Below are 20,457 nucleotides of genomic sequence, written 5' to 3'. Positions count from 1 at the left end.
TCGAGAAAAAAGGTTGCGTGAAGGTTGCGAGTTACGTTTGTTATTGTACATATTCGGGGAATACACAATTTGTAAAGATATTTGCCGCATATATTGCGGCAAATATGGTGTTTAATCTCCGCACCATGGTAATGAAGCCTCGCGAGCAACTTTAAAATTATAACACGAGTTCATAGTTCGTGCTTCGTCCCCCTTCATCCGTTTTGCGTAATACATTTTTATTTATCAAATCTTGTATATCACGCAATGCGGTATCGGGAGAACATTTAGTAATCTTTCCCCATTTGGATGAGGTTAGTTTTCCATTAAAACTATCCGTTGATTTTGTATTGAAAATTATGGGAATTTTGCAGATTTGTTGTGCAATATTTGGGAGAAATGGATTAGAACCGGGTGAAGTTTCTGTCCACGAGGTAATCGAAACCTTGGTCGGTTTCCACGGGGATATTCTTTTCTTTGAAGGTGTCGAGTAGATCGGGAAAGTCTTTTGCCGCTACGAGTTCGATGACGTAGCTCCAGGCATGGTTGGGGTTGTTTTTCGTGAAGACTTGGATGTAGGGACCACAGTTATAACCTCGACCTCCGAAGAGTTTGACTTTGATGATGTCGTTGTAGTTGTATATGCGCTGCCAGCGGGTGTAGATGCTGTTTCGGAGGAGGAATTGGTCGTCCGTGAAGGTGAGGTAGAAATACTGGGTGAAGATTGCCGGATATATAGAGAGCCACAAGAAGATCGGGATTAACACGAGGGGATTGAATTCAAAAGAATCACTGTAAACTTGATGCGTGATAAGGCCTACTAAACCTATGGATATATAAATATAAGGTTTGAGCATGGTTCTTGAAGTGTCGGATTGCCAAAAGGGTTGACGAAATTCTCGCATAACAAACGCTGTTTTGTGTTTAAGCAAATATAAAAATTTTGGACGTGTTTTCCAATTTTTGGAGAGAAGTGTTTTTTATGCTATATTCGCATTATAGAAATGGCTGTTTCCGAAATGGCTGTTTCGGAACTGAAGGTTTCGAATTAAACACGAATTGAAATGAGATTCTATAATAGAGAAAAAGAGATCGAGAGATTGCGGGATATACGGGAACGTTCAACCCGGAACGCGCGGATGACGGTAGTTATGGGGCGTAGGCGTATCGGTAAGACACAATTGTTGTTGAGGGCGACGGAAGGGCAACCGACATTGTATTTTTTCGTGGCACGTAAGGCAGAGAATTACTTGTGTCAGGATTTTCAACAGGAAATTAAGGACAAATTGGGGATTCCGCTTTTGGGGGAAATAAGTAGTTTTGGGAAGTTGTTCGGTTTTCTGATGGAGTTATCGAAGGAACGGGCGTTTAATCTTATCATTGATGAGTTTCAAGAGTTCTATAATATTGCCCCTTCGGTTTATAGTGATATGCAACGGCATTGGGATTTGAATAAGGACGAGAGCAAGATAAATTTGTTATTGAGTGGATCGGTGTATTCCTTGATGCATAAGATATTCGAGAATTCGAAAGAGCCTCTTTTCGGGCGTTCTACCGGGATGTTGATGGTGCGTCCTTTTGAAACTTCCGTGTTGAAGGAAATTCTCGCGGAACATAATCCGGAGTACACGGCGGAGGATTTATTGGCTTTGTACGCGTTCACGGGTGGAGTGGCGAAGTATGTGCAATTGTTGATGGATGCCGGTGCGTGTACCATGGAGGCGATGCTTGATTACATCGTGAGGGAGGATTCGACTTTTATACCCGAAGGGAAAAATATGCTCGTGGAGGAGTTTGGGAAAGAGTACACGAATTATTTTACTATTCTTTCGGCTATTGCGAGAGGGGAAAACACGAGAGCGAAGATAGAAGCGGTGGTGAACCGCGAGGTGGGAGGATATTTGACGAAGTTGGAAGGGGATTACGGGTTGATATCTAAGGTTACTCCTATTTTTTCTAAAGTGGAAACCAAGAATGTGCGCTATACGCTGGAGGATAACTTTTTGACATTTTGGTTCCGGTTCGTGTATAAATACAGTTATATGATAGAAATCGGTGCTTATGGTCAGTTGAGGGAGGTGATCGAGCGGGATTATCCCGTGTTTAGCGGAAAGATTTTGGAACGTTATTTTCGGACAAAGTTGGTTGAACAGAAAAGGTTTACCCGAATAGGTGGATATTGGGACAGGAAGGGGGAAAACGAGATTGATCTGGTGGCGGTCAATGAATTGGAGAATACAGCAGAGATTATCGAGATAAAGCGTAACGCGACCAAAATTAACATGAACCAATTGAATGAAAAGAGCGTGCAGTTCCGTAGGGTTGTCGGTAAGGAATTGGAGGGTTACACGATTCAATTGAGGGGACTCTCGATGGAGGATATGTAATAATAGTAATGCCGCCCATGAGGCGGCATTACTATTATATGAATTTTTCCCGGTGGCGGGTGTTGTTCAGACCGATGATGATAAAGAGGGCAGAAGCGATCAACATGTTTATCCGGCAATGGAAAACGGCGTTGAAGAATATCTGCGGGTTTTTATCGAGGGGAACATCGTATGGATTGAGGAAGATGTTCCATTGGCTGGCACCGAGGCTTTCTTTCATCATAAAGAGGATCAACCCGATGATGATAATGACCACGGAGGTTCCGTTGCCGTTCTTGATGGTGGTGCTCAGCATGAAGGAGAGCGTACCGATAAAGAGGGCGGGTACCATAGCTTGCAGGGCGAGGTTCATCGGGGGAATGGACACGATGGCGAGATCCGTGAGCAATGCAAGGATCAACGTGATGACGAAGCAGATGACATACGAGATCAAGAGCCGGAATAACCAAACTTTGTAGCTGTAGTTAGGGATCCCGAAGATGATTTCGACGATTTTGGCATCTTGGTCATTTTGTAACCCGAAGCACATGGGGTAGAAGACGAGCAGGATGCTCGGCAGCATCAGCATCGAGTAGGCGGTTGCTTGGGTGATCTCGTCATCACCCAGCAGGTACACCACCACGGTGATGATAAAGAACACGAGGGCACTCAACATGAAGTACAGGAATTTGTTCCCGAAGATGATCTTGATGTTGTATTGTACCAGTTTCTGTATCGCTATCCAAAATTGAAGCATAATTGGGGGTGCGTTTTATTGGGTTATAATTTGTTCTTTGTTCTCTATTTTGACGGTTCTCAACAGCCACAAGTAGGAGTCTTCCAGCGCGGGGAGTATCCGTTCGGCGTTCTCGGCGGGCTTGCGCTCGCTGAGGCAACGTACTTTGATCATATCGCCTTGGCGGATGTGGTGAACGACGAGCAGGTCGGACGGGAGTTTGGCAAAATCCCGTACCGGTACTTCGAATGTCCACGTGACATCCTTGGCTATGTTGGCCATATCGGAAGGAGTACCGTGATATTTCAGTTCTCCTTTGTTGATAACGCCCACTTGATTACAGGAGCTGGCGATATCCTCGATAATGTGGGTGGAGAAAATCACGATCCGGTTACGCGACAATTCCACAAGCAGGTTCCGGAAGCGGATTCTTTCCCGCGGGTCGAGTCCCGCCGTGGGTTCATCTACCACGAGGATGCGCGGCAGGTTGAGCAACGTCTGGGCAATACCTATACGCTGTTTCATACCACCGGAGAATCCCCCGATTTTCTTATCCTTGTTCTCGTACATGTGAACGGCGGAAAGTACTTCTGCGATCCGGTTCTGGCGTACACGCTTGTTGTAGATGCCTTTCAACAGAGCCTGATATTCGAGAAATTCCCAAGCCGTGAGGTTCTCGTAGGTTCCGAATTCCTGCGGCAGGTAACCGATTAGGCCTTGCAACTCTTCCCGTTTCTTCTGGGTGTCGATACCGTTGATAAATATCTTGCCGTAGCTTTGCTCGAAAATACCGCAGATGATACGCATCAGCGTGGTTTTACCCGCTCCGTTGGGACCGAGGAGTCCGAACATTCCGGTATGGATTTCCATGGAAACGGAACTTAACGCCTTGAACGGTTTTTTCTTCACGCCGATGAACGGAGCCTTGGAAGCCATACGGAATATGGTTTTCTTCAACATACGGAAGCGACCGTCAATCAGATCAATATTAATGTTCTCCTTGTTAATCTTGTTGGACAAGTATCTTGCCGCGATACCGATATACCAGAACATACCGAGGAAAATAGCTCCCCCGCTATTGTCGAACTTGTTGCTCGACCAGTAGAGGATAACGAAAGGTCCCGCGTAATAGATGGCGATAGCGATGACGCGCAAGATTTTGGCAATCATCTTACCGTTCCGGTTTTCACAAAATTCCCGGAAGATATTCATGGTGCCGAGGGTCATGATCCACGTGATGAAAGCGAAGATGACCGCCCACAAGAATAATACTTGATAACTGAACGTGAAGTAATACATGAAGCCGAGGATGGGTAGCGACCATAGCAGGGGTTGCAGGTCTTTCCACTCCCGGTATTGCTCTTTCAAGCCCAGACGTTCCCTGATTTTCAGCCCGGAAGTCCATTCCCGCTCGAAACGGGAGGGGCGACCATATATCTTCACGAGATTGCATACTTTGATTTCCAGTTCTTCGTCGGCAGGGATGATGTTGCTTTGGGCACGGCGAAGACTGTCCTCAAGGAACCACGTGATGCCCGGTACCAGTATAACGGTCAGAATGACGTAAAGTATTCGGTCGAGCACTGTATATGTCCAGAAATAGACACAAGTGAGTGCCACGATGAATGCCGCGATTTGTATGATTTTCATCACCCAGCTTTGCGAGTGCAGGCGGGCAAGGGCGTCTTCCATACCGGAGTAGAGCGTGGGGATAATAACTAGAGTCAACAATGTACTCATAGTCAATCCGCCTATTACAGTGATCGCGAACGGGGCGCCTAGTCCGGACACGTATTCTCCCGTGCCGAGAGCCAGCGGAACCATAGCCACGATGGTCGTGATTGCCGTGATCAGGATAGGTCGCAGGCGGGATAGGCCGGAGGTTATGATAGCGCGTTGCTTCCGGTTGCCCGTGCGGCGTAGCAATGAGGTATAATCTATAAGGATGATACTGTTGTTTACCACGATACCGATCAGGATGATAAAGCCGATAAAGACATTGGCATTCATCAACGGGTTGCTCGTGAACAATAATGCCAATAACGAGCCGATTGCTGCCAACGGGATCGTGAACATCAGCACGATAGGGGCTGATATCGATTCGAACACGGAAGCGAGTATCATGTAAATAAGGACGAATGCGGCCAGTATAAGGAAAGTGAAATCATCCATTTCATTTTCCTCGTGAACGACTTGTACGGCGATTCCGGCAGGGACATCCAAGCCTTGCACTAGCTCGTCAATCTCTTCCCGTGCCGCTTCAAGCAGAGGTTTCGATTCGTTGATATCCGAGTTGAAAGCGTAATAGAGAGTGACTTCCTTCTCTTGGTTAATACGAATGATGCTTCCTTTGTCCCGTCCGAGGTTGATGCGGGCGAAATCACGTAATTCTACCAGTCCGTTTTTGGAGTTCGTCACCTGCATATTGCGCAGATCCTCAAGCGTACGGGTTTGTGTAGTCTTGTCTTTTTCGTCATACGTGGCGTCCCGGATAATGATATCATATTCTTCGTCACCCGCTTTGTATTTTGTGGATGCCGTGCTTTCAGGACCGAAATTATTGAGTTCATTTGCCACGTTGCCGGGAGTGATGTCGTTGACTCCCATCAAGTACTGGTCAAAGAACATTTTTGCCACAGAACTACCCGATTGACTGCTGACATTGGAATAAGAAATATTGTCAAGGTCTTCGAATTGGTATTTCAAGTATTCGGCAAAATTTGTCATAGCCTCGAAATCCTGTCCTTTGATAACGACTTTCTCGCTTTGGCTCCCGATATTCATCAGGCGAAGCAGTGAGGCGTTGCCCAACATGCCGCCGCCACCTCTCTCGGCGGTTTCTGTTGCTTGAAGGCTGATTTGGGATATGTTTACTTTATCTGCCAGTTTCAGTACTTCGTCTTTCAACTGTGGGATAGATTTATTGTTGATTTTTTCAAAATCGTCTTTCAGTCGGATGGTAATATCCACGTTATCTTCGCTGATGTCGGACGTAAATGTTTTGATCTCTTTGACCTCGAGCAATTCATCCTCGAACAGGCGAATCATATCGTCAGTCTTTTGTAACGTGTATCCGGTTGGCGGAGTAATGTACACGTTGAACGTGTTTGTTTGAATTTCTCTAAGAGTATTTAGCGTCAGGGAAGTGGATAGCACTACCGTGACGAGAAGCACCACGAGTGCGGAGATGATAACCTGTGCCGGGCGGCGGAGGGACATTTTCAGTATTGCCATGTAGATTTGCACGAGGCGGTTGTGCAGTGACAATTTGCTGAAATTAACGTCGTTCGGTTTCCTCTTCAAAATAGCATTGACTGCCATGGGTATCAGCAGTAACGCCACGACCAGCGATATGGTCAGCGTGGCGACGATGGACACCCCGATATGTTCTCCGATAAGTTTAATCTCGTAACGGTCGGCAAAAAGGAAAGGCAGGAATACCATAATCGTGGTGATCGTGGCGGCAAGGACTGCTTTCCATACTTCCTCGGTTCCTTGCACGCAGGCTTCATCCGTGGGCATACCTGTGGCCTTCAGGCGATAGATATTTTCCATGACCACGATGGAATTGTCCAGTAACATTCCCACCGCGAGCGCAATACCGGTGAGGGTAAGCGTGTTGATCGAGATGCCGAACAAGTAGAAGAAGTAGAAGGACGAGAACACGGATATCGGTATAGCGAAAGCGACAATAGACACGATATGTATTTTGCGCAAGAATAGGAAGAGGACGAAAATAGCTAGAAAAGCTCCCGATATGGCAAGGTTGATAATTTCGTTGATATTATCACTCATGATTTCAGCCTGATCTTCCTGAATGTCGATACTGATCCCTTTGGAGGCTATCTCTTCATTCAGTCGGTCGATTTCTGCCCGTACTTTTTCAGACAAATCAATCACGTTGGTCAAAGGGGATTTGTATAATCTACAGGTTACGACCTCCTTACCGTTTACACGGGAATAGGAGTCTTCTTCCTTCACCCCGAAGTGGATTTCCGCGATATCTTTTAGCAGAATTGGTCCTTCGGCTACAACGATACTTCCAAGGTCTTCGGTGGCAAGGTATTCTGCCGTCACGTTGACGAAATAACGTTTATTGTTCTCGTACACGGAGCCGGCAAATGTTTTTTCCGCCAGATTTGCAGATATCTTGCTACTGATGATAGATGGCGTGAGATTTAGTGCTTTGCATCGTTCCAAATCGATAATGACTTCGATACTTTTTTGTCGGCCACCCACGATTCGGACTTCTGCGATACCGTCCACGCTTTCGAGATAGGGGGTGATATCTTTATCCACGATGTTGCGGACATAGTCGATATCGTCTTCCCCGAGGATTTGCAACTGCATGAAGTTGTCACTTGCCGAACCGGCAGAGGATTTGTTGACAGTACAAGTAAATTCTTCGGGAATGTTCTTGGATATGCTCTTTATATTTTGTTCCAGTTGCAGGAACGCGTATTTCAAGTCTACATTTTGTTTCAATGCAACTCGGATTGAAACACCTGACGAACTGATGTACGTTTCTATTTTTTCCACTCCGTCGAGCGAACTGATAGCGCCTTCTACCGGGATAGCGGCGTGATTTTCAACGTACGTGGGGTCGAGTTCCAAATTCGAAGTGGCTCTGATGTTGACACTCAATACCGGTAATTCGGCATTGGGAAATATTTCCATGGGCAGGTGCTTCTGGGAAAAGATTCCCATAAGTACCAACCCGATGAATAACATCGAGATGAGAACTCGTCTTTTTATAATGGTCTTCATGACTTCTTTTTATCAATAACGTAATACACACATGGAATGACGATCAAGGTCATGACGGTAGAGGTCAGAAGCCCTCCGATAACCGCTAATGCCATGGGAGATCGGAGCGAAGCTCCTTCCCCGAAACCGAAACACATGGGGAGCAATGCCAGAATAGTGGTGGCACTGGTCATGATGATCGGGCGTACGCGGTGTTGGGCAGCCATTTTGATAGCATCGTCCAACGGGTGACCGTCCGCTTTCAGGCGGTTGATTGCATCCACGAGTATAATAGAACTGTTCACGGCAATACCGGCAAGCATGATGATACCGATAAATGCCATCATGTTGAGTGTTTGTCCGGTAATCAGGAATGCCCACACGCAACCTACCCCGGCTAACGGGATAGTCAGCAGAATAGTGAACGGGTGGCGTAAAGATTCGAATTGAGCAGCCATAACCATATACACTAACAGTATGGACAGACCTAAGGCGAAGCCCAGTCCGCCGAATGATTCTTGTCTTTTTTCTTCCTCTCCGGTAATCTTTGCCGTGTATTTTGCCGGGAACTCTACTTCCGATAGTTTTTCGCGTATGGAAGGAGTGATGTGGCTTAACGTGTATCCTTTGTCGATCATCGCTGTAACCGTACCCGTGCGGCTTTGGTTTACTCTGCCGATTTCCCGCGGAGCGGAAGTGATTTCGATATCCGCTATTTCAGCGAGGCGATATTTTTTGTCCCCTTGCGTGATTTCGATTTGTTCCATCTCTGAAAGAGAAACTTCGGGTACTTTGATACTGATATCGATAGTTTCGCCCTTGTTCTCGAAGGAACCCGCTTCTTTACCGTTCAGTTTTTCACTTACCTGATCACTTACTTCTTTGACATTGATTCCGTAGATACCGCTTTTCAACCGGTCGATCTTGATGTTTACCTCGGGAGCGCCCTGTTCCATAGAGGTCTTGATATCATAGAGTCCGGGGATGCCCGATATCTTTTCTTTTATGGAGGAACACAATTCGTTTAATATATCCAGCTCTTCTCCCTTCACTTCGATCACGAGAGGAGCTCCTTCCGTGCCGAGAATACTTTGTAAGGCGGACTCTCCTTTTTCGTAGGAGATTTCAACACCTTCGGGGAGTTGGTAGTTCGCGTTTATATTCGTGATAAAATAATCAGCGTCCAGTTTGGAATCTTTTTTAATTTTCACGGTTACTTGTGCTTGGTTGTCTTCTTCCAGTTTGCCGCCGCTTGTGCTTTCCAGATTGGAGGGACCGACTTGCGTGTATATCCATTCGATATCATCGCCGCCCAGTGTGCGTGCGGCATCTTCAATGGTCGCCACGGCATTGTCCGTGTTTTGCAGTCGGGTACCGGGTTCCATATTGATGAGTATGGCAAGCTCTTTGGATTCCGCTTTCGGCATGAACTCCATCCCGATAAAAGGCAGCATCAAGTAAGATATTACCATCAGGACGAGAGCCGCCAGAATAACGGCATATTTTACTTTTAATACGCGTCCCACGAAGTTACCGAAACCTTTTATCGTGATGGCATGACCTTTTCTTCCGTCTTTTTTACCCAGAAATTTTGACACGAGCATGGGAATGAACAAGATGGACACGAACAGAGAGGATAGCAGCGAGAAGCTGACCGTCCATGCCTGTTCTTTAAACAGTTCACCTGCCGCACCTTGCAGGTAAACAATCGGGAGGAACACGACAATGGTGGTTAAGGTGGATGCCGTGATTGCTCCTGCCACTTCCGATGTGCCTCGCACCGCTGCTTCGGTGGGAGAGAGGTGATTCTCTTCCATGTTTCGGAAGATATTCTCCATGACCACGATAGCGTTGTCCACGAGCATACCCGCCCCTAAGGCAAGTCCCCCCAATGTCATGATATTGATGGATAGCCCGTTGAAATACATCAGGTTGAACGTGGCGATAATAGATATCGGAATGGATACACTCACGATAAGCGTCATGTTCACCCGTCGCAGGAATAAATAAAGAATGATAACCGCGAGCAGAATACCTATCAAAGCGGAGTCCTTCACTTCATTGATAGAACTTCCGATAAAATCACCTTGGTTGCTGATCACGTGGAACTCGTATCCCGGTAAACTTTTTTGGAATTCATCGAGTTTCACGAGCAGGTTATCGACGGCATTTACCGTGTTGTACTTGTTCTCCTTGTATATACTGATACCCAAGCAACGTTCACCGTTGTAACGGGCGATATTCTCGGGTTCTTGATTGCGGATACTTACCGTGGCGACATCTTTCAAGTAGATTGGGGCTTTCGGTTTACTCGATCCTGTTGACGCTTGTGATGATGCGTTGGAGGTGGAAGAGGTATTTTCCTTGAAAGCGACAATGATGTTTTCAATATCTTCAATGGTATTGATCAGATTCGCCCCCTTTACCATGTACCGGATGTCGTTGTCGGTGATCGTTCCCCCGGACACGTTCTGACTCATGCCGGTAATCTGGGAAGCGATAGTGTTTGCCGTCAACCCGAAAGCTTCCAGCATGTAGGCGTCCGTGGAGATTTCCACGATAGCTTGCTCCTGACCGCTTAATTGAATATCTGCTATTCCACCCACGCGGACAAGTTCGTTGCGCATATAATTCTCCGCGACCTTACGTAACTCGTTCATGTCTTTGATCTCGTTGTGCGTGAGTGCGATAGTCATAATCGGACTGGCGTTCGCGTCATAACGGGTGACGTTAATCTCGTCCACGTTGTCCTGTTGGGCATAGGTGGAAACTGCACGTTGCAGATCTAAAAAAGCGGCATCCATATCCTGATCCCAGCCGTATTCAACCGTGATTTTGGAATATCCTACCCTGCTGATGCTGTAAACGCTTTGTACACCTTCCTGTCGTGCGGCAGTACCCTCGACTTTTTGAGTGATTTGTCTTTCAACCTCTTCCGGTGGTCTTTGTCCGCTTTTTACTTCCACGTAAAGGGCGGGATTTTTCAAGTCGGGGAAAAGGTCTGTTCCCAGTTTATTATAAGATATCGTACCCAGTAAACATACCGCCAGCGTGAGCATAAGCACGCTCACCGGGTATTTTACTGCAAATTTGGTGATACTGTTCATATCGTTTTATTTCATGATTTTTACTTTGCCTCTGTTTCTCAAGAACTCGTAACCTTTGATAACGATCTTGTCACCCTCGTTCAAGCCTTCCGTGACTTCCGTGTAGCGGTCGTCGCTGATGCCTGTTTTGATGTATTTCTCCACGGCACGATTCTGTTCCACCGTGAATACGTTACGCATTCCCCGGCGGGCATTGACGATTTCTTTCGGGATAAATAACACGGAGTCTCTTTGCAAAGTAATAATCTCGCCTTTGGCGAACATTCCGGGACGTAATTTCAATTCCGGGTTGTTAATAGCGATGTATCCGGAGAATGTACGGGTTTCCTCGTTAATTGCCGGGGATAACTGGGATACGGTTCCGGATAAAGTATCTGATTTTATATTATAGTTGGTAACTAATACTTTTTGTCCCACTTTCACTTTTTCGATGGCATTTTCCGGAAGTGCGATTTCCATGTACATCTGGCTGTAGTCCATCATACCCACGATGATTTCGCCGGAAGCAACGTCTATTCCCGGAGTGAAATAGGGTAAAGTGACGATTACCCCTTTAAACGGGGCTCTGATATTTATTTTTTCCAACTCGGTATTTGCCGTTTCCAGTGCGGTTTGTGCTTGGATATAACTGCTCTCGGCGTTCAACACGTCTTTTTCGGTTGCCCCTCCTTTATCATACACGACCTTTTGCCCGTCCCATTCTTTTTTGGCGATATCAACTTGCATTTTCTTGGTTTGCAGCGATACGCTGTTCTCGTGTTCCTTATTGTTCAGTTTCACAATGACGGCTCCCGCTTCCACGATGTCACCTAATTTATAAGGGCGTCCGGTTTTGGGATTATTCATCAGTTCGTATTTACCGGTAATCTCTGATTTTATCTCGGCGGTTTTGGAGGCTTTTGCCGTACCCGTGGTGGTGGTCAATTCACGAATATTCCGTTTGCCGACTTCCGTGAGCCAGACGGGAGTTGTTGTTTCGGAAGAAGAGCTCGAACGTTGCTCGTTACAGGCGTTCAGAGAAAATGCGAGTAGAATGAACCCGATATATTTTATTGATTTATTTGTAGCCATAGTTGTTATATTTTGTTGTTTTTATTTTAGCAAGTCCACGGGTAAATAAGAAGTGTTCGTTTGGAAATCCCACAATGTCTGGATTTTCAGATCAAGTAATTTCAGTTTATAGCTGATGATCGTGTTCGTGTATTCAGTTTTGGCACTGGTTAGCTGATCTTGTTGATTCTTTAAATCTAAACCCGATAGAGAACCGCTGCGGTATTTTTCCACGCTGATATCATACGTGCGTTCGGCGTTTTCCACGTTTTTGCGTGCGATCTCTATTTTTTTAACGAGGCTGGGAAGTTCCCGGCATATTTGGCGAATTTCGAGTACAACGCTTTTTTTGTATTCGGCTAAATCGATATCTTTATTTTCATTTGCAATCTGTGCCTTGCGTATAGCAGCTTTGCGAGTCCCCCAATCCCAAACCGGGATGGTAAGAGTGACTCCCACGGATTCGTTATCTTCCGGTTTGGTGAAAGCACCTTTTACCTTATCTCCATTACCGAATAAACCGACTTGGGCGGAAATATTTCCCTTGAATTCATTTGTTGCTTTTGCCGCGATCAAATCAAAGAGACCTTGCTCGACACTGATCTGTTTTTGCCGGATCTCCATTCTTTGTTCCAAAGCATATTTGATAGCCAAGTTTTGGTCAACCTCTACCGGTGTAATATCTGTATTCGTGAGTACACTGATGTCCATTTCCAAAGGTAAACCCAAGGTTTGCTTGAATTGGTCTTTGGTAGACTCGTAATTTGTTTCAGCACTATACAGGCTTGTTTCATTATTTGCCAGAGTTACTTCCGATTGGAATAACTCTTCTTTTGGAAGTAGGCCTTGTTCAACCTTATTCTTGGTTATTTCATAGTTTTGCTTTGCACTTTCGAATGCTTCCCGTGCGTCTGTCAGGCTTTTGAAACTTTGGTAAACATTGTAAAATCCTGAAGTTACCGTCTTTTCAATGTTTAGTTGTGCCATTGCGTAGCTTATCTTGGCATTTTCCAAATCGAATTCCAATTGTTTCAAATCGATTTTGGTTCGATTATAGGTAAAAATAGGTTGATTCAATCGTAATGACAGGCGATTGGAAAAAGAAGTGTTTGTTAGATTGTTGGATTGATTCTGTGCATCTTGCCAGTTGAAATCATTACTTAGCGTCAATGTACCGTCGGTCCATTTCAAAGGTTGAGTGATACTGAAATTACCTCCGGCACTCATGGTACGGTAGGTATTCCATGTTGAACTTATTTCCTCGAAACTACTGCTTCTGGAATAGTTAAAAGGGCTCAAATCGAATTGGAATAAAGATTTTAAGGATGCTTTTCGTTGAAGTAAAGACAGTTCACTCTGTTCAAGTGACATTTTACTTTGTATTAACGACGGGCTTTGTTGATAAGCGATCTCCAAAGCCTTTTCTAGCGTCAAAATCTCTTGAGCGGACGTTGTTCCCGGGGAGAATATGATCAGTAGCCCGGAAATGATCAACGATAATGACGTACGTGTTTTCATAAACTGTTATTGTTATTATTTATTATTACTCGTGTAAACCCATTTTACCGCGTCGGCAATGATGATTTGTCCCGGTTCGGAACCTCTGTCGCTCAAGGTAACTTTGGCGTTACCCTCCGAGAAATAGAAACTTCCGAGGGAAACCCAACCGGTGGTATTCCTGCCTCCCGTTTCGACAGACACTTCCTCTTCGCCGTCGTCATGTTTTACTGTATAATATTGGTATCTTTTGGGTTGTTCTCCACGGCCCCACATCATCCTGTCCATGCCGGGCGAGCTGTAAACGAAAACTTCATAGAAACCGGGGATTTGGATTCGCGTGTTCCATTCCGCTTGATTGTTCCCGCTTCCTGATTTCTTGTACATGGCACTATTAATATAGTCACCGTAATAATTTATACCGACGGTTGCCGTCCATTTACTTGGGGGCATCCAGAAATTCAAGTTTTTATACTTGTCTTCTTCCTCCTTTTTGAAAAGAGATTGTAACGTATTCTTCTGGTTCGACTCGATTACACGGAAACCTTTGTCCTCGTTGTCGACCGTGATTTCTTTCGGGTTAAAGGCGAAAACGGTAGGATTACCCGCGAAGATACCGCTTACCGTGTCGGTCGAGGTTGTGGTCACTTTCGCGAAATTGTGCATGATATCGCTCGGAAGATTCTGGGCAATATTCGTGTTGATCGTCAAGTTGCTGGGGCGATCGTCGCAAAGGATTCTAATCTCTTTATAACTTCTCGCGTCGATAATAAAATTTTTTGGCGGATTCTCTTCCATTTGGGCTGCTCTTCCCCGTCTGCCGGGACCACCTCGCATGAAACCGCCCTGTTCAACACTGACAGAGATGATTCCGTCAATATTTGTCGGGTTATAAACTTGGAAGTGTACCATGTATTTCGTGTATTCACCTATGGCAACCTCGTCCGCGTCTATCCCTTTTACAATAAATAATGGCGTGGCGTTTATCGAGTACCACCCGGGAATGAAATCCATCAAGTTGAAATGGAATTTACGGATAAATTCATTATTCAAACGTGTGAAGTTGACTTCTTGGAATTTATATTTCTGAGAGAAGTCGGTCATGAATTTCTTGAAGTCTTCAGAGGGAACTCGTGAAGTGATATAATTTCGCAGGTATATCCCTTTTAATTTCATCATCTCGTAGAACACTTCCGTGGAAAGCGTGTTGTCTAGAACGGCTTGTTCAAAACTCTTGCCGTTCAAATAGGCCGAAGCCCGTTGACTGTCCCCCATGCCCGAGAACATACGGAACCACCTTCTTCCGGGATTTGATTCTTCCTGCTTCAACATGGTGTTCATCACGATGTCAATAATCGGGAAGTCCTGCGAATAGATAGATGTCGCGTAGTTAAAGTACATGGACGAGATGTCGTATTTATTTAATTTGGATGTACCGGACCAACCGCTGGTAAACATATTGACAAAAGAATTACCCTCTTCTTGATAGGTTTCTTCCGATTGGAACACGCTGCGGATAAAATCACGTATCGTGTTCATTTCAAGATCAATATCTTCCGATGAACCTCCCCGCGGATCATTTTGAGCCCACATTTTCATCCTTTTCTTGGAGGCTTTGAAATCGCTGCGCGGCAGAGTGGCTGCCAGTTCGGGCAAGAACACCATTTCCGGTTGCATCTGTTCGCTATTGCCTTTCCAGTTGCGCACGTATCCGGCATAAGAGATGGGCGTTTCCGCCAAGACCAGCTTGGGGAACGGGTATTTGCGTCCCTTGCGCATCTCGTATTCCGTTTTGACATCTGAAAGGAAACCGGCTAGGGTATCCGCCATGTTCGGAAATTCTTTCGAGAAGTAATCGTGACCTTTAAAATTGTATAGTTCGATTTCCACGGAATCTACCGTAACGCTTTTTTTCTCGTAATCCCCGATTGCCAGACTTACCCCCAGTAAGGGAGCTGCATTGGTGAATAACGTCGTGTCGCCGCTTCGGGAGGAAGTACCTTGAGATAAAACCACGCGTTCCGTCGGGTTATACACTTTTAAAGAGAACGTGGCGAAATTCTTCCTTATATTATAAGGTGCTTCTGGGTTTACAGGAGGCAACGTGGTCGGGTACCAGAGACATTCCGGGGTTAACAGGGTAAATTTGTCCTGCACGTAAGCGTAGTTCTTCCCGAATCGGAGAATGCTATTCCCGTTTTGAGTGTCATAATATTCCTCGTCCGTGATATCCAGATAGCAAATATTCTCGTCTATCGTACCTTGGTAACTGATTTGAAGTTCAGCCGTTTCATAAGGACGGAGTTTGTAATCCGCCACAACAACTTGAGCGTCCCTCTCGAAAGGAATATCCTGTCCCTTGGCGGTTAATTTCTCGACCTTCAACGACGGGTTCAAATATAGTAATACGTTATTGATCGTTTTGTGATTCCGGTTCTGTACTTGCAGGTTTGCCGTAACCGAGATTTCTTTTTTGTTTTGTGAATAAGTGATATCCTGACTCAATAAATTAACTTTATCCGCGATGTTGTATTTTTGGTATTTCTCGGAATACAGGTGGCGTTGATTATCGATGTGATGGTAGGTGGAATAGTAAGAGTACCCGCAACCTAATCCCAGAATCATGATAACGCAACCGATAAAGTTGAGTAAGATATTTTTCTTGGGATGCAAAGGAAGACGGTTTACCAGCGCGATAGTGAAAGAAAGTAATCCCATACCCAAGAACAGGAACGTGAAGCGTTGTGTCAGATAGGGAACGAGATTCGTGTGTCCCAGCACTTCGGAAAACATGTTCGGGACGGTAAGCGCGAAAAAGTCAAACGTTCCTTGCTCCACTCCGCCCAAGTACAACAATGTACCGCTTATGAATCCCAGCATGATGATAAATGTCACCGCTTGGTTGCGGACAAAGCTCATGACCACGAATGAAAGACCGAGCACGAATACCAGTGACGGGATAGACAGGGTAAGTAAATAAAAAATATAAGGGAGGAACGCGAACGGGGAATCGCTCGCGAAAACGTGTATAAAACCAGCGATGATTAATGCAATAATGTTCAACGACACGAAAGCCTTGATAATCCCCCATGTCTTGCCAACAATATAATCGGCGTTGCTCATCGGGCGTACATAGATCACCTCCGCCGTGTCCAGTTTCTTATCTCTCTTCAAAAAATTGCCCGCCAGAAATATGGCTATGATAGATTGAGCGATATTGAAAAGATAAATGTTGACAAACGGGATAGACGAAGGCATGGCTACCATGCCCCAACGGTACCAGCCGAAAATATTTGATTGAAGGCTGATCTGGAAAAAGACAATGATTAAAAGGGATAAAACGGCGAATATCCGGAATAACCAGCTCCGGCGTAATAACTTGGTTTCGTATCTTGATATTGTATTGATATTGTGAATATTCATCGCTGATTTTAGTATAGGTTTACTTGAACAATTCGTTTTCTTGAATGGCTTCCACCTGCATGTTCATTTTATCTTTCAGCAAGTAGTCCATGTAGTAAACGTAGGCATGTTCCAGATTCGGTTCAATGGCTTTATGCGAGTATTCCTCGATGTTCTCCGCCACGACTTGAATCTCGAGTCCCCCGTCTGTAGGAATTGTCGAGATAATCGGGTATTTTTCCTTGATCTCCTCGTATTCCTGATCGGTCACGAAAATCTCCCATACTTTCCCTCTTGCCAGATTGACCATTTCATCCGGAGAGCCTTCGAATTTCAATTCGCCCCGGTTCAGGAGAGCCAGCTTCTTACAGGTACTGGAAATATCTCCCACGATATGGGTGGAAAGGATGATGATGGAATCTTTGTCACTGATGTCCGACAGGATATTGCGGAACCGGATTCTTTCTTCCGGGTCGAGTCCTGTCGTCGGCTCGTCGACAATGATTACTTTAGGATTGCCGATAATGGCTTGTGCTATACCCAACCTTCTTTTCATACCACCGGATAATTTATTTGCCCAGCGGTCACGGACTTCAAATAATCCAACTTTACGCAGCATCTCGTCTACCACTTCGCCCCGGTGCTGTTTGCCCTTGATTCCGGCAAGACCTGCCCCGTAATCAAGGAATTCCCACGTTTTCAACTTCTCGAAAAAGCGGAAGTCCTGCGGCAGGTAGCCCAACATGGAGCGAATAGCCTTCCTGTCTTTCGCGATGTCATAGTCATCGAAGTAGATCGTTCCGGATGTGCAGCTCTGCAAGAGAGTCATGATTCGCATCAAGGTGGTTTTTCCTGCTCCATTCGGTCCCAACAGACCAAACATTCCCGGTTCGATTTCAAGATTCAAGTCTTTTAAGGCTTTTTTACCTCCCGGGTAAACTTTGTTTAGATTTACAATTTTGATACGCATAACATTGGTATTTTAGGTTGGTATAAATCTATGCATAATAAGTAGAAATGTATGTTAATAAAATGTGAAAACTGATTGTCTATATAAGACCTGTTTCGCTTAAAAAGGTTTATTTTTTTAACAAAACATTAACAAAAACCTCTCCTTATGCCCTGTTTGCGCTATTTCGGGTAAAAATATGTCTTGATTTTAAAACTTGCCTAAGAGAATATTTCCCGGATTACCCGGATGCTTTTCGTGTTGAAGTCCACGTTTAAATGAAAACCGAGAAAGAGCAGGGCGATATCGAGAAGGATTTTCCGGCTTTGTTGATTGAGAGGGATGTCTTTGAGCGATTCCATCGGGCAGGAACAGAGTTGGTGTATGATTCGGGCGGAACGCGGTCCCGTGCAATAATTCTCGGGAGCGCCCGCGGGATAGAAACACCCGTCGTTAATGTTAAAAACATAATCCGGGTGATAGGTGCTGTCGTCAATGCCGAATCCCATGAGCTTGCTAAGCCGGAACAGGAACAGCAAGTTGAAGTTCGCGATATCCTCCCGGCTCGTGTTGAGATATTCCACGGAGTACCTGATATACTCGTACATGTTCTCGTTCGGGTCAGAATGTCGTAGTACCAAGTCCAGAAGCTCCCCCCATAACAAGGCGATATTCATCTTGTACACGTCGAAATAAATAGATGACGTGTTCACCAGTGAAGACACGGATTTTAACTTGTGAAGCCCCCCTCGTTCATTGGGATAATATTCGAGTTCGACGATCTGCATACATTGCACGGCGTGGTTGTTCTTCCGTTTATAAAGCGTCATGGGGGTGATAAATTGCATGTACCCCCGTTCTGCCGAGTACACGTGCATGATTTGCTGCTGCTCGGAATAGGGTAGACTTTTCAATATGATGCCTTTGATCGTCTGCATGGAAGCGTGTTACCGGGCATTTAGAAACTCGTACAGTTTCCGTACGGCTCGCCCCCGGTGGCTGATCTCGTTTTTAGCGTGCAGGGGCATCTCCGCGAAACTTTCCGCGTAACCGTCGGGGCGGAATATCGGGTCGTAACCGAAACCCTCGTGCCCGTGTTTCCCCGTGAGAATCTCCCCGTTCACGATACCCTCGAAAAGATACTCCCGATCACCGAGGATAAGGGCGATCACCGTTCTGAACCGTGCTTTACGATTACTGACACCCTCCATCTCCCGAAGCACTTTCCGCATGTTCGCTTCCGAGTCGTGGGCAGTTCCGGCGTAACGGGCGGAATAGACTCCCGGAGCATTATCAAGTGCTTCTATTTCCAGTCCGGTATCATCCGCGAAACAATCGTAGCCGAACTTCTCGTGTATATACCTCGCTTTCTGCAGGGCATTCCCCTCCAGCGTGTCCTGTTCCTCGGGAATATCCTCGTGGCATCCGATGTCTTTCAGGGAAACGATCTCATGCCGACCGTCCAGCATTTCCTTGATTTCTCCCAACTTGTGCGTGTTGTTGGTCGCGAAAACTAATTTCATAATCTATCAAAATTCGTGTATCGCGAAATTAACGAAATAGATTGTCTTTGCAAACGCGAAACGCTATATTTGTACCCGCTTAACGTGTTTCGACAGTGTTTATTATGGAACAAGGTCGGGTATGAAGCATGAATTGTAAATCAAAGAACAATGAGAGGAATTGTCGTAAAATCTACCGGTAGCTGGTACGCGGTACGGATGGAATCGGGTGAAGTCTTGGAATGCCGGATAAAGGGAAAATTCAGGATGAAAGGGATTAAGACCACGAATCCCGTGGCGGTCGGTGATGTCGTGGAAGTAGAGATAAATCCCGATGGTGCGGTGATTCACCGGATAGAGGAACGGAAAAATTATATTATTCGAAAATCAACGAATCTCTCGAAAGAAGCGCATATCATAGCCGCGAATGTCGATCAGGCGATGCTGGTCGTAACGGTGAATCATCCCGTGACCTCAACGGTTTTTATCGATCGTTTTTTAGCTTCCGTGGAGGCATACCGGATTCCCGCCATACTTGTATTCAATAAAATCGATTTATATGACGAGGATGATTTGATGCTGTTGGGTGCCCTGACACAAATATATATGGAGATCGGGTACGAGTGTTTGCATGTGTCTTCATTGACAGGGGAAGGGATAGAGGATGTCGTGGCGGCGTTGAAAGATAAAGTGACCGTGTTTTCCGGTTTGTCGGGCGTGGGGAAATCTTCTTTGATCAACCGGGTGGAGCCGGGTTTGCAATTGAAAGTTGCCGAAATCTCCGAGTCCCACGACACGGGCAAGCACACGACCACCTTCGCGGAGATGTTCCCGTTGAGTTTCGGGGGGTATATCGTGGATACTCCCGGCATCCGGGCGTTCGGGCTGATACACATGGAGAAAGCGGAGATATCACACTATTTTCCGGAGATATTCAAGCGGGCAAAAGATTGCCGTTTCTACAATTGTACTCATATTCATGAGCCGGGATGCGCTGTTATTCAGGCGGTAGAGGACGGGGAAATCAGCGAAAGCCGTTATTTCAGTTACACGAGCATGTTCGAGGAAGGGGAGGAGAAGTACCGTAAATAAGGTGAAAACCTACCTGAATTCAAGATGAATC

Annotated in this window: 12 protein-coding genes and 1 pseudogene; 2 read left to right on the top strand and 11 right to left on the bottom strand. The window is 45.7% G+C overall.

Annotated elements, in window-relative coordinates; all coding sequences use genetic code 11:
• Window positions 1–157: 157 nt before the first annotated feature.
• Window positions 158–310: pseudogene (locus CS948_RS21970) on the bottom strand (DUF4172 domain-containing protein); the annotation flags it as partial.
• Window positions 311–383: 73 nt separating this feature from the next.
• Entirely contained in the window at window positions 384–884 is a 501-nt protein-coding gene (locus tag CS948_RS08190) for a hypothetical protein (protein WP_099291204.1), read from the bottom strand.
• A gap of 159 nt (window positions 885–1,043) precedes the next feature.
• Here CS948_RS08190 and CS948_RS08185 point away from each other — a divergent pair, with 159 nt between their 5' ends.
• Window positions 1,044–2,366: an ATP-binding protein gene (locus tag CS948_RS08185; protein WP_099291203.1), complete on the top strand. Its 1,323-nt coding sequence runs from the start codon at window positions 1,044–1,046 to the stop codon at window positions 2,364–2,366.
• Between the two features lie 34 nt (window positions 2,367–2,400).
• Here CS948_RS08185 and CS948_RS08180 read toward each other — a convergent pair whose 3' ends face one another.
• The 9 genes from CS948_RS08180 to CS948_RS08140 all read right to left on the bottom strand — a co-directional run bounded on the left by CS948_RS08180 (window position 2,401) and on the right by CS948_RS08140 (window position 19,355).
• The gene (locus CS948_RS08180) at window positions 2,401–3,102 is read right to left on the bottom strand and encodes a hypothetical protein (protein ID WP_099291202.1); all 702 of its coding nucleotides are present in this window, start codon (window positions 3,100–3,102) and stop codon (window positions 2,401–2,403) included.
• 15 nt (window positions 3,103–3,117) lie between these two features.
• Window positions 3,118–7,848, bottom strand: coding sequence for an efflux RND transporter permease subunit (locus tag CS948_RS08175; RefSeq protein ID WP_099291201.1), 4,731 nt, complete (start codon window positions 7,846–7,848; stop codon window positions 3,118–3,120).
• Window positions 7,845–10,934, bottom strand: coding sequence for an efflux RND transporter permease subunit (locus tag CS948_RS08170; protein WP_099291200.1), 3,090 nt, complete (start codon window positions 10,932–10,934; stop codon window positions 7,845–7,847). The genes CS948_RS08175 and CS948_RS08170 overlap by 4 nt, the downstream gene beginning before the upstream one ends.
• Window positions 10,935–10,940: 6 nt before the next feature.
• On the bottom strand, window positions 10,941–12,005 hold the full coding sequence (locus CS948_RS08165; RefSeq protein ID WP_099291199.1) for an efflux RND transporter periplasmic adaptor subunit: 1,065 nt from the start codon (window positions 12,003–12,005) through the stop codon (window positions 10,941–10,943).
• A gap of 21 nt (window positions 12,006–12,026) precedes the next feature.
• Window positions 12,027–13,502, bottom strand: coding sequence for a TolC family protein (locus tag CS948_RS08160; RefSeq protein ID WP_176554974.1), 1,476 nt, complete (start codon window positions 13,500–13,502; stop codon window positions 12,027–12,029).
• 15 nt (window positions 13,503–13,517) lie between these two features.
• Window positions 13,518–16,904, bottom strand: coding sequence for a hypothetical protein (locus CS948_RS08155; protein ID WP_099291198.1), 3,387 nt, complete (start codon window positions 16,902–16,904; stop codon window positions 13,518–13,520).
• Between the two features lie 19 nt (window positions 16,905–16,923).
• Window positions 16,924–17,853 carry an ABC transporter ATP-binding protein gene (locus tag CS948_RS08150; protein ID WP_099291197.1) on the bottom strand — a complete coding sequence of 310 codons (930 nt, stop codon included), beginning with the start codon at window positions 17,851–17,853 and terminating at the stop codon, window positions 16,924–16,926.
• A gap of 200 nt (window positions 17,854–18,053) precedes the next feature.
• On the bottom strand, window positions 18,054–18,770 hold the full coding sequence (recO, locus tag CS948_RS08145; protein ID WP_099291196.1) for a DNA repair protein RecO: 717 nt from the start codon (window positions 18,768–18,770) through the stop codon (window positions 18,054–18,056).
• Window positions 18,771–18,779: 9 nt separating this feature from the next.
• Window positions 18,780–19,355, bottom strand: coding sequence for a non-canonical purine NTP diphosphatase (locus CS948_RS08140; protein WP_099291195.1), 576 nt, complete (start codon window positions 19,353–19,355; stop codon window positions 18,780–18,782).
• Between the two features lie 150 nt (window positions 19,356–19,505).
• Between CS948_RS08140 and rsgA the strand changes: the two genes are divergently transcribed.
• Window positions 19,506–20,426, top strand: coding sequence for a ribosome small subunit-dependent GTPase A (gene rsgA / locus CS948_RS08135; protein WP_099291194.1), 921 nt, complete (start codon window positions 19,506–19,508; stop codon window positions 20,424–20,426).
• The last annotated feature ends 31 nt before the right edge of the window (window positions 20,427–20,457 follow it).

This window comes from Butyricimonas sp. Marseille-P3923, assembly GCF_900184685.1.
Classification (GTDB): domain Bacteria; phylum Bacteroidota; class Bacteroidia; order Bacteroidales; family Marinifilaceae; genus Butyricimonas; species Butyricimonas muris.
Note: the sequence above shows the minus strand (reverse complement) of the source record. Positions and strands in the feature narration are given on the sequence as shown.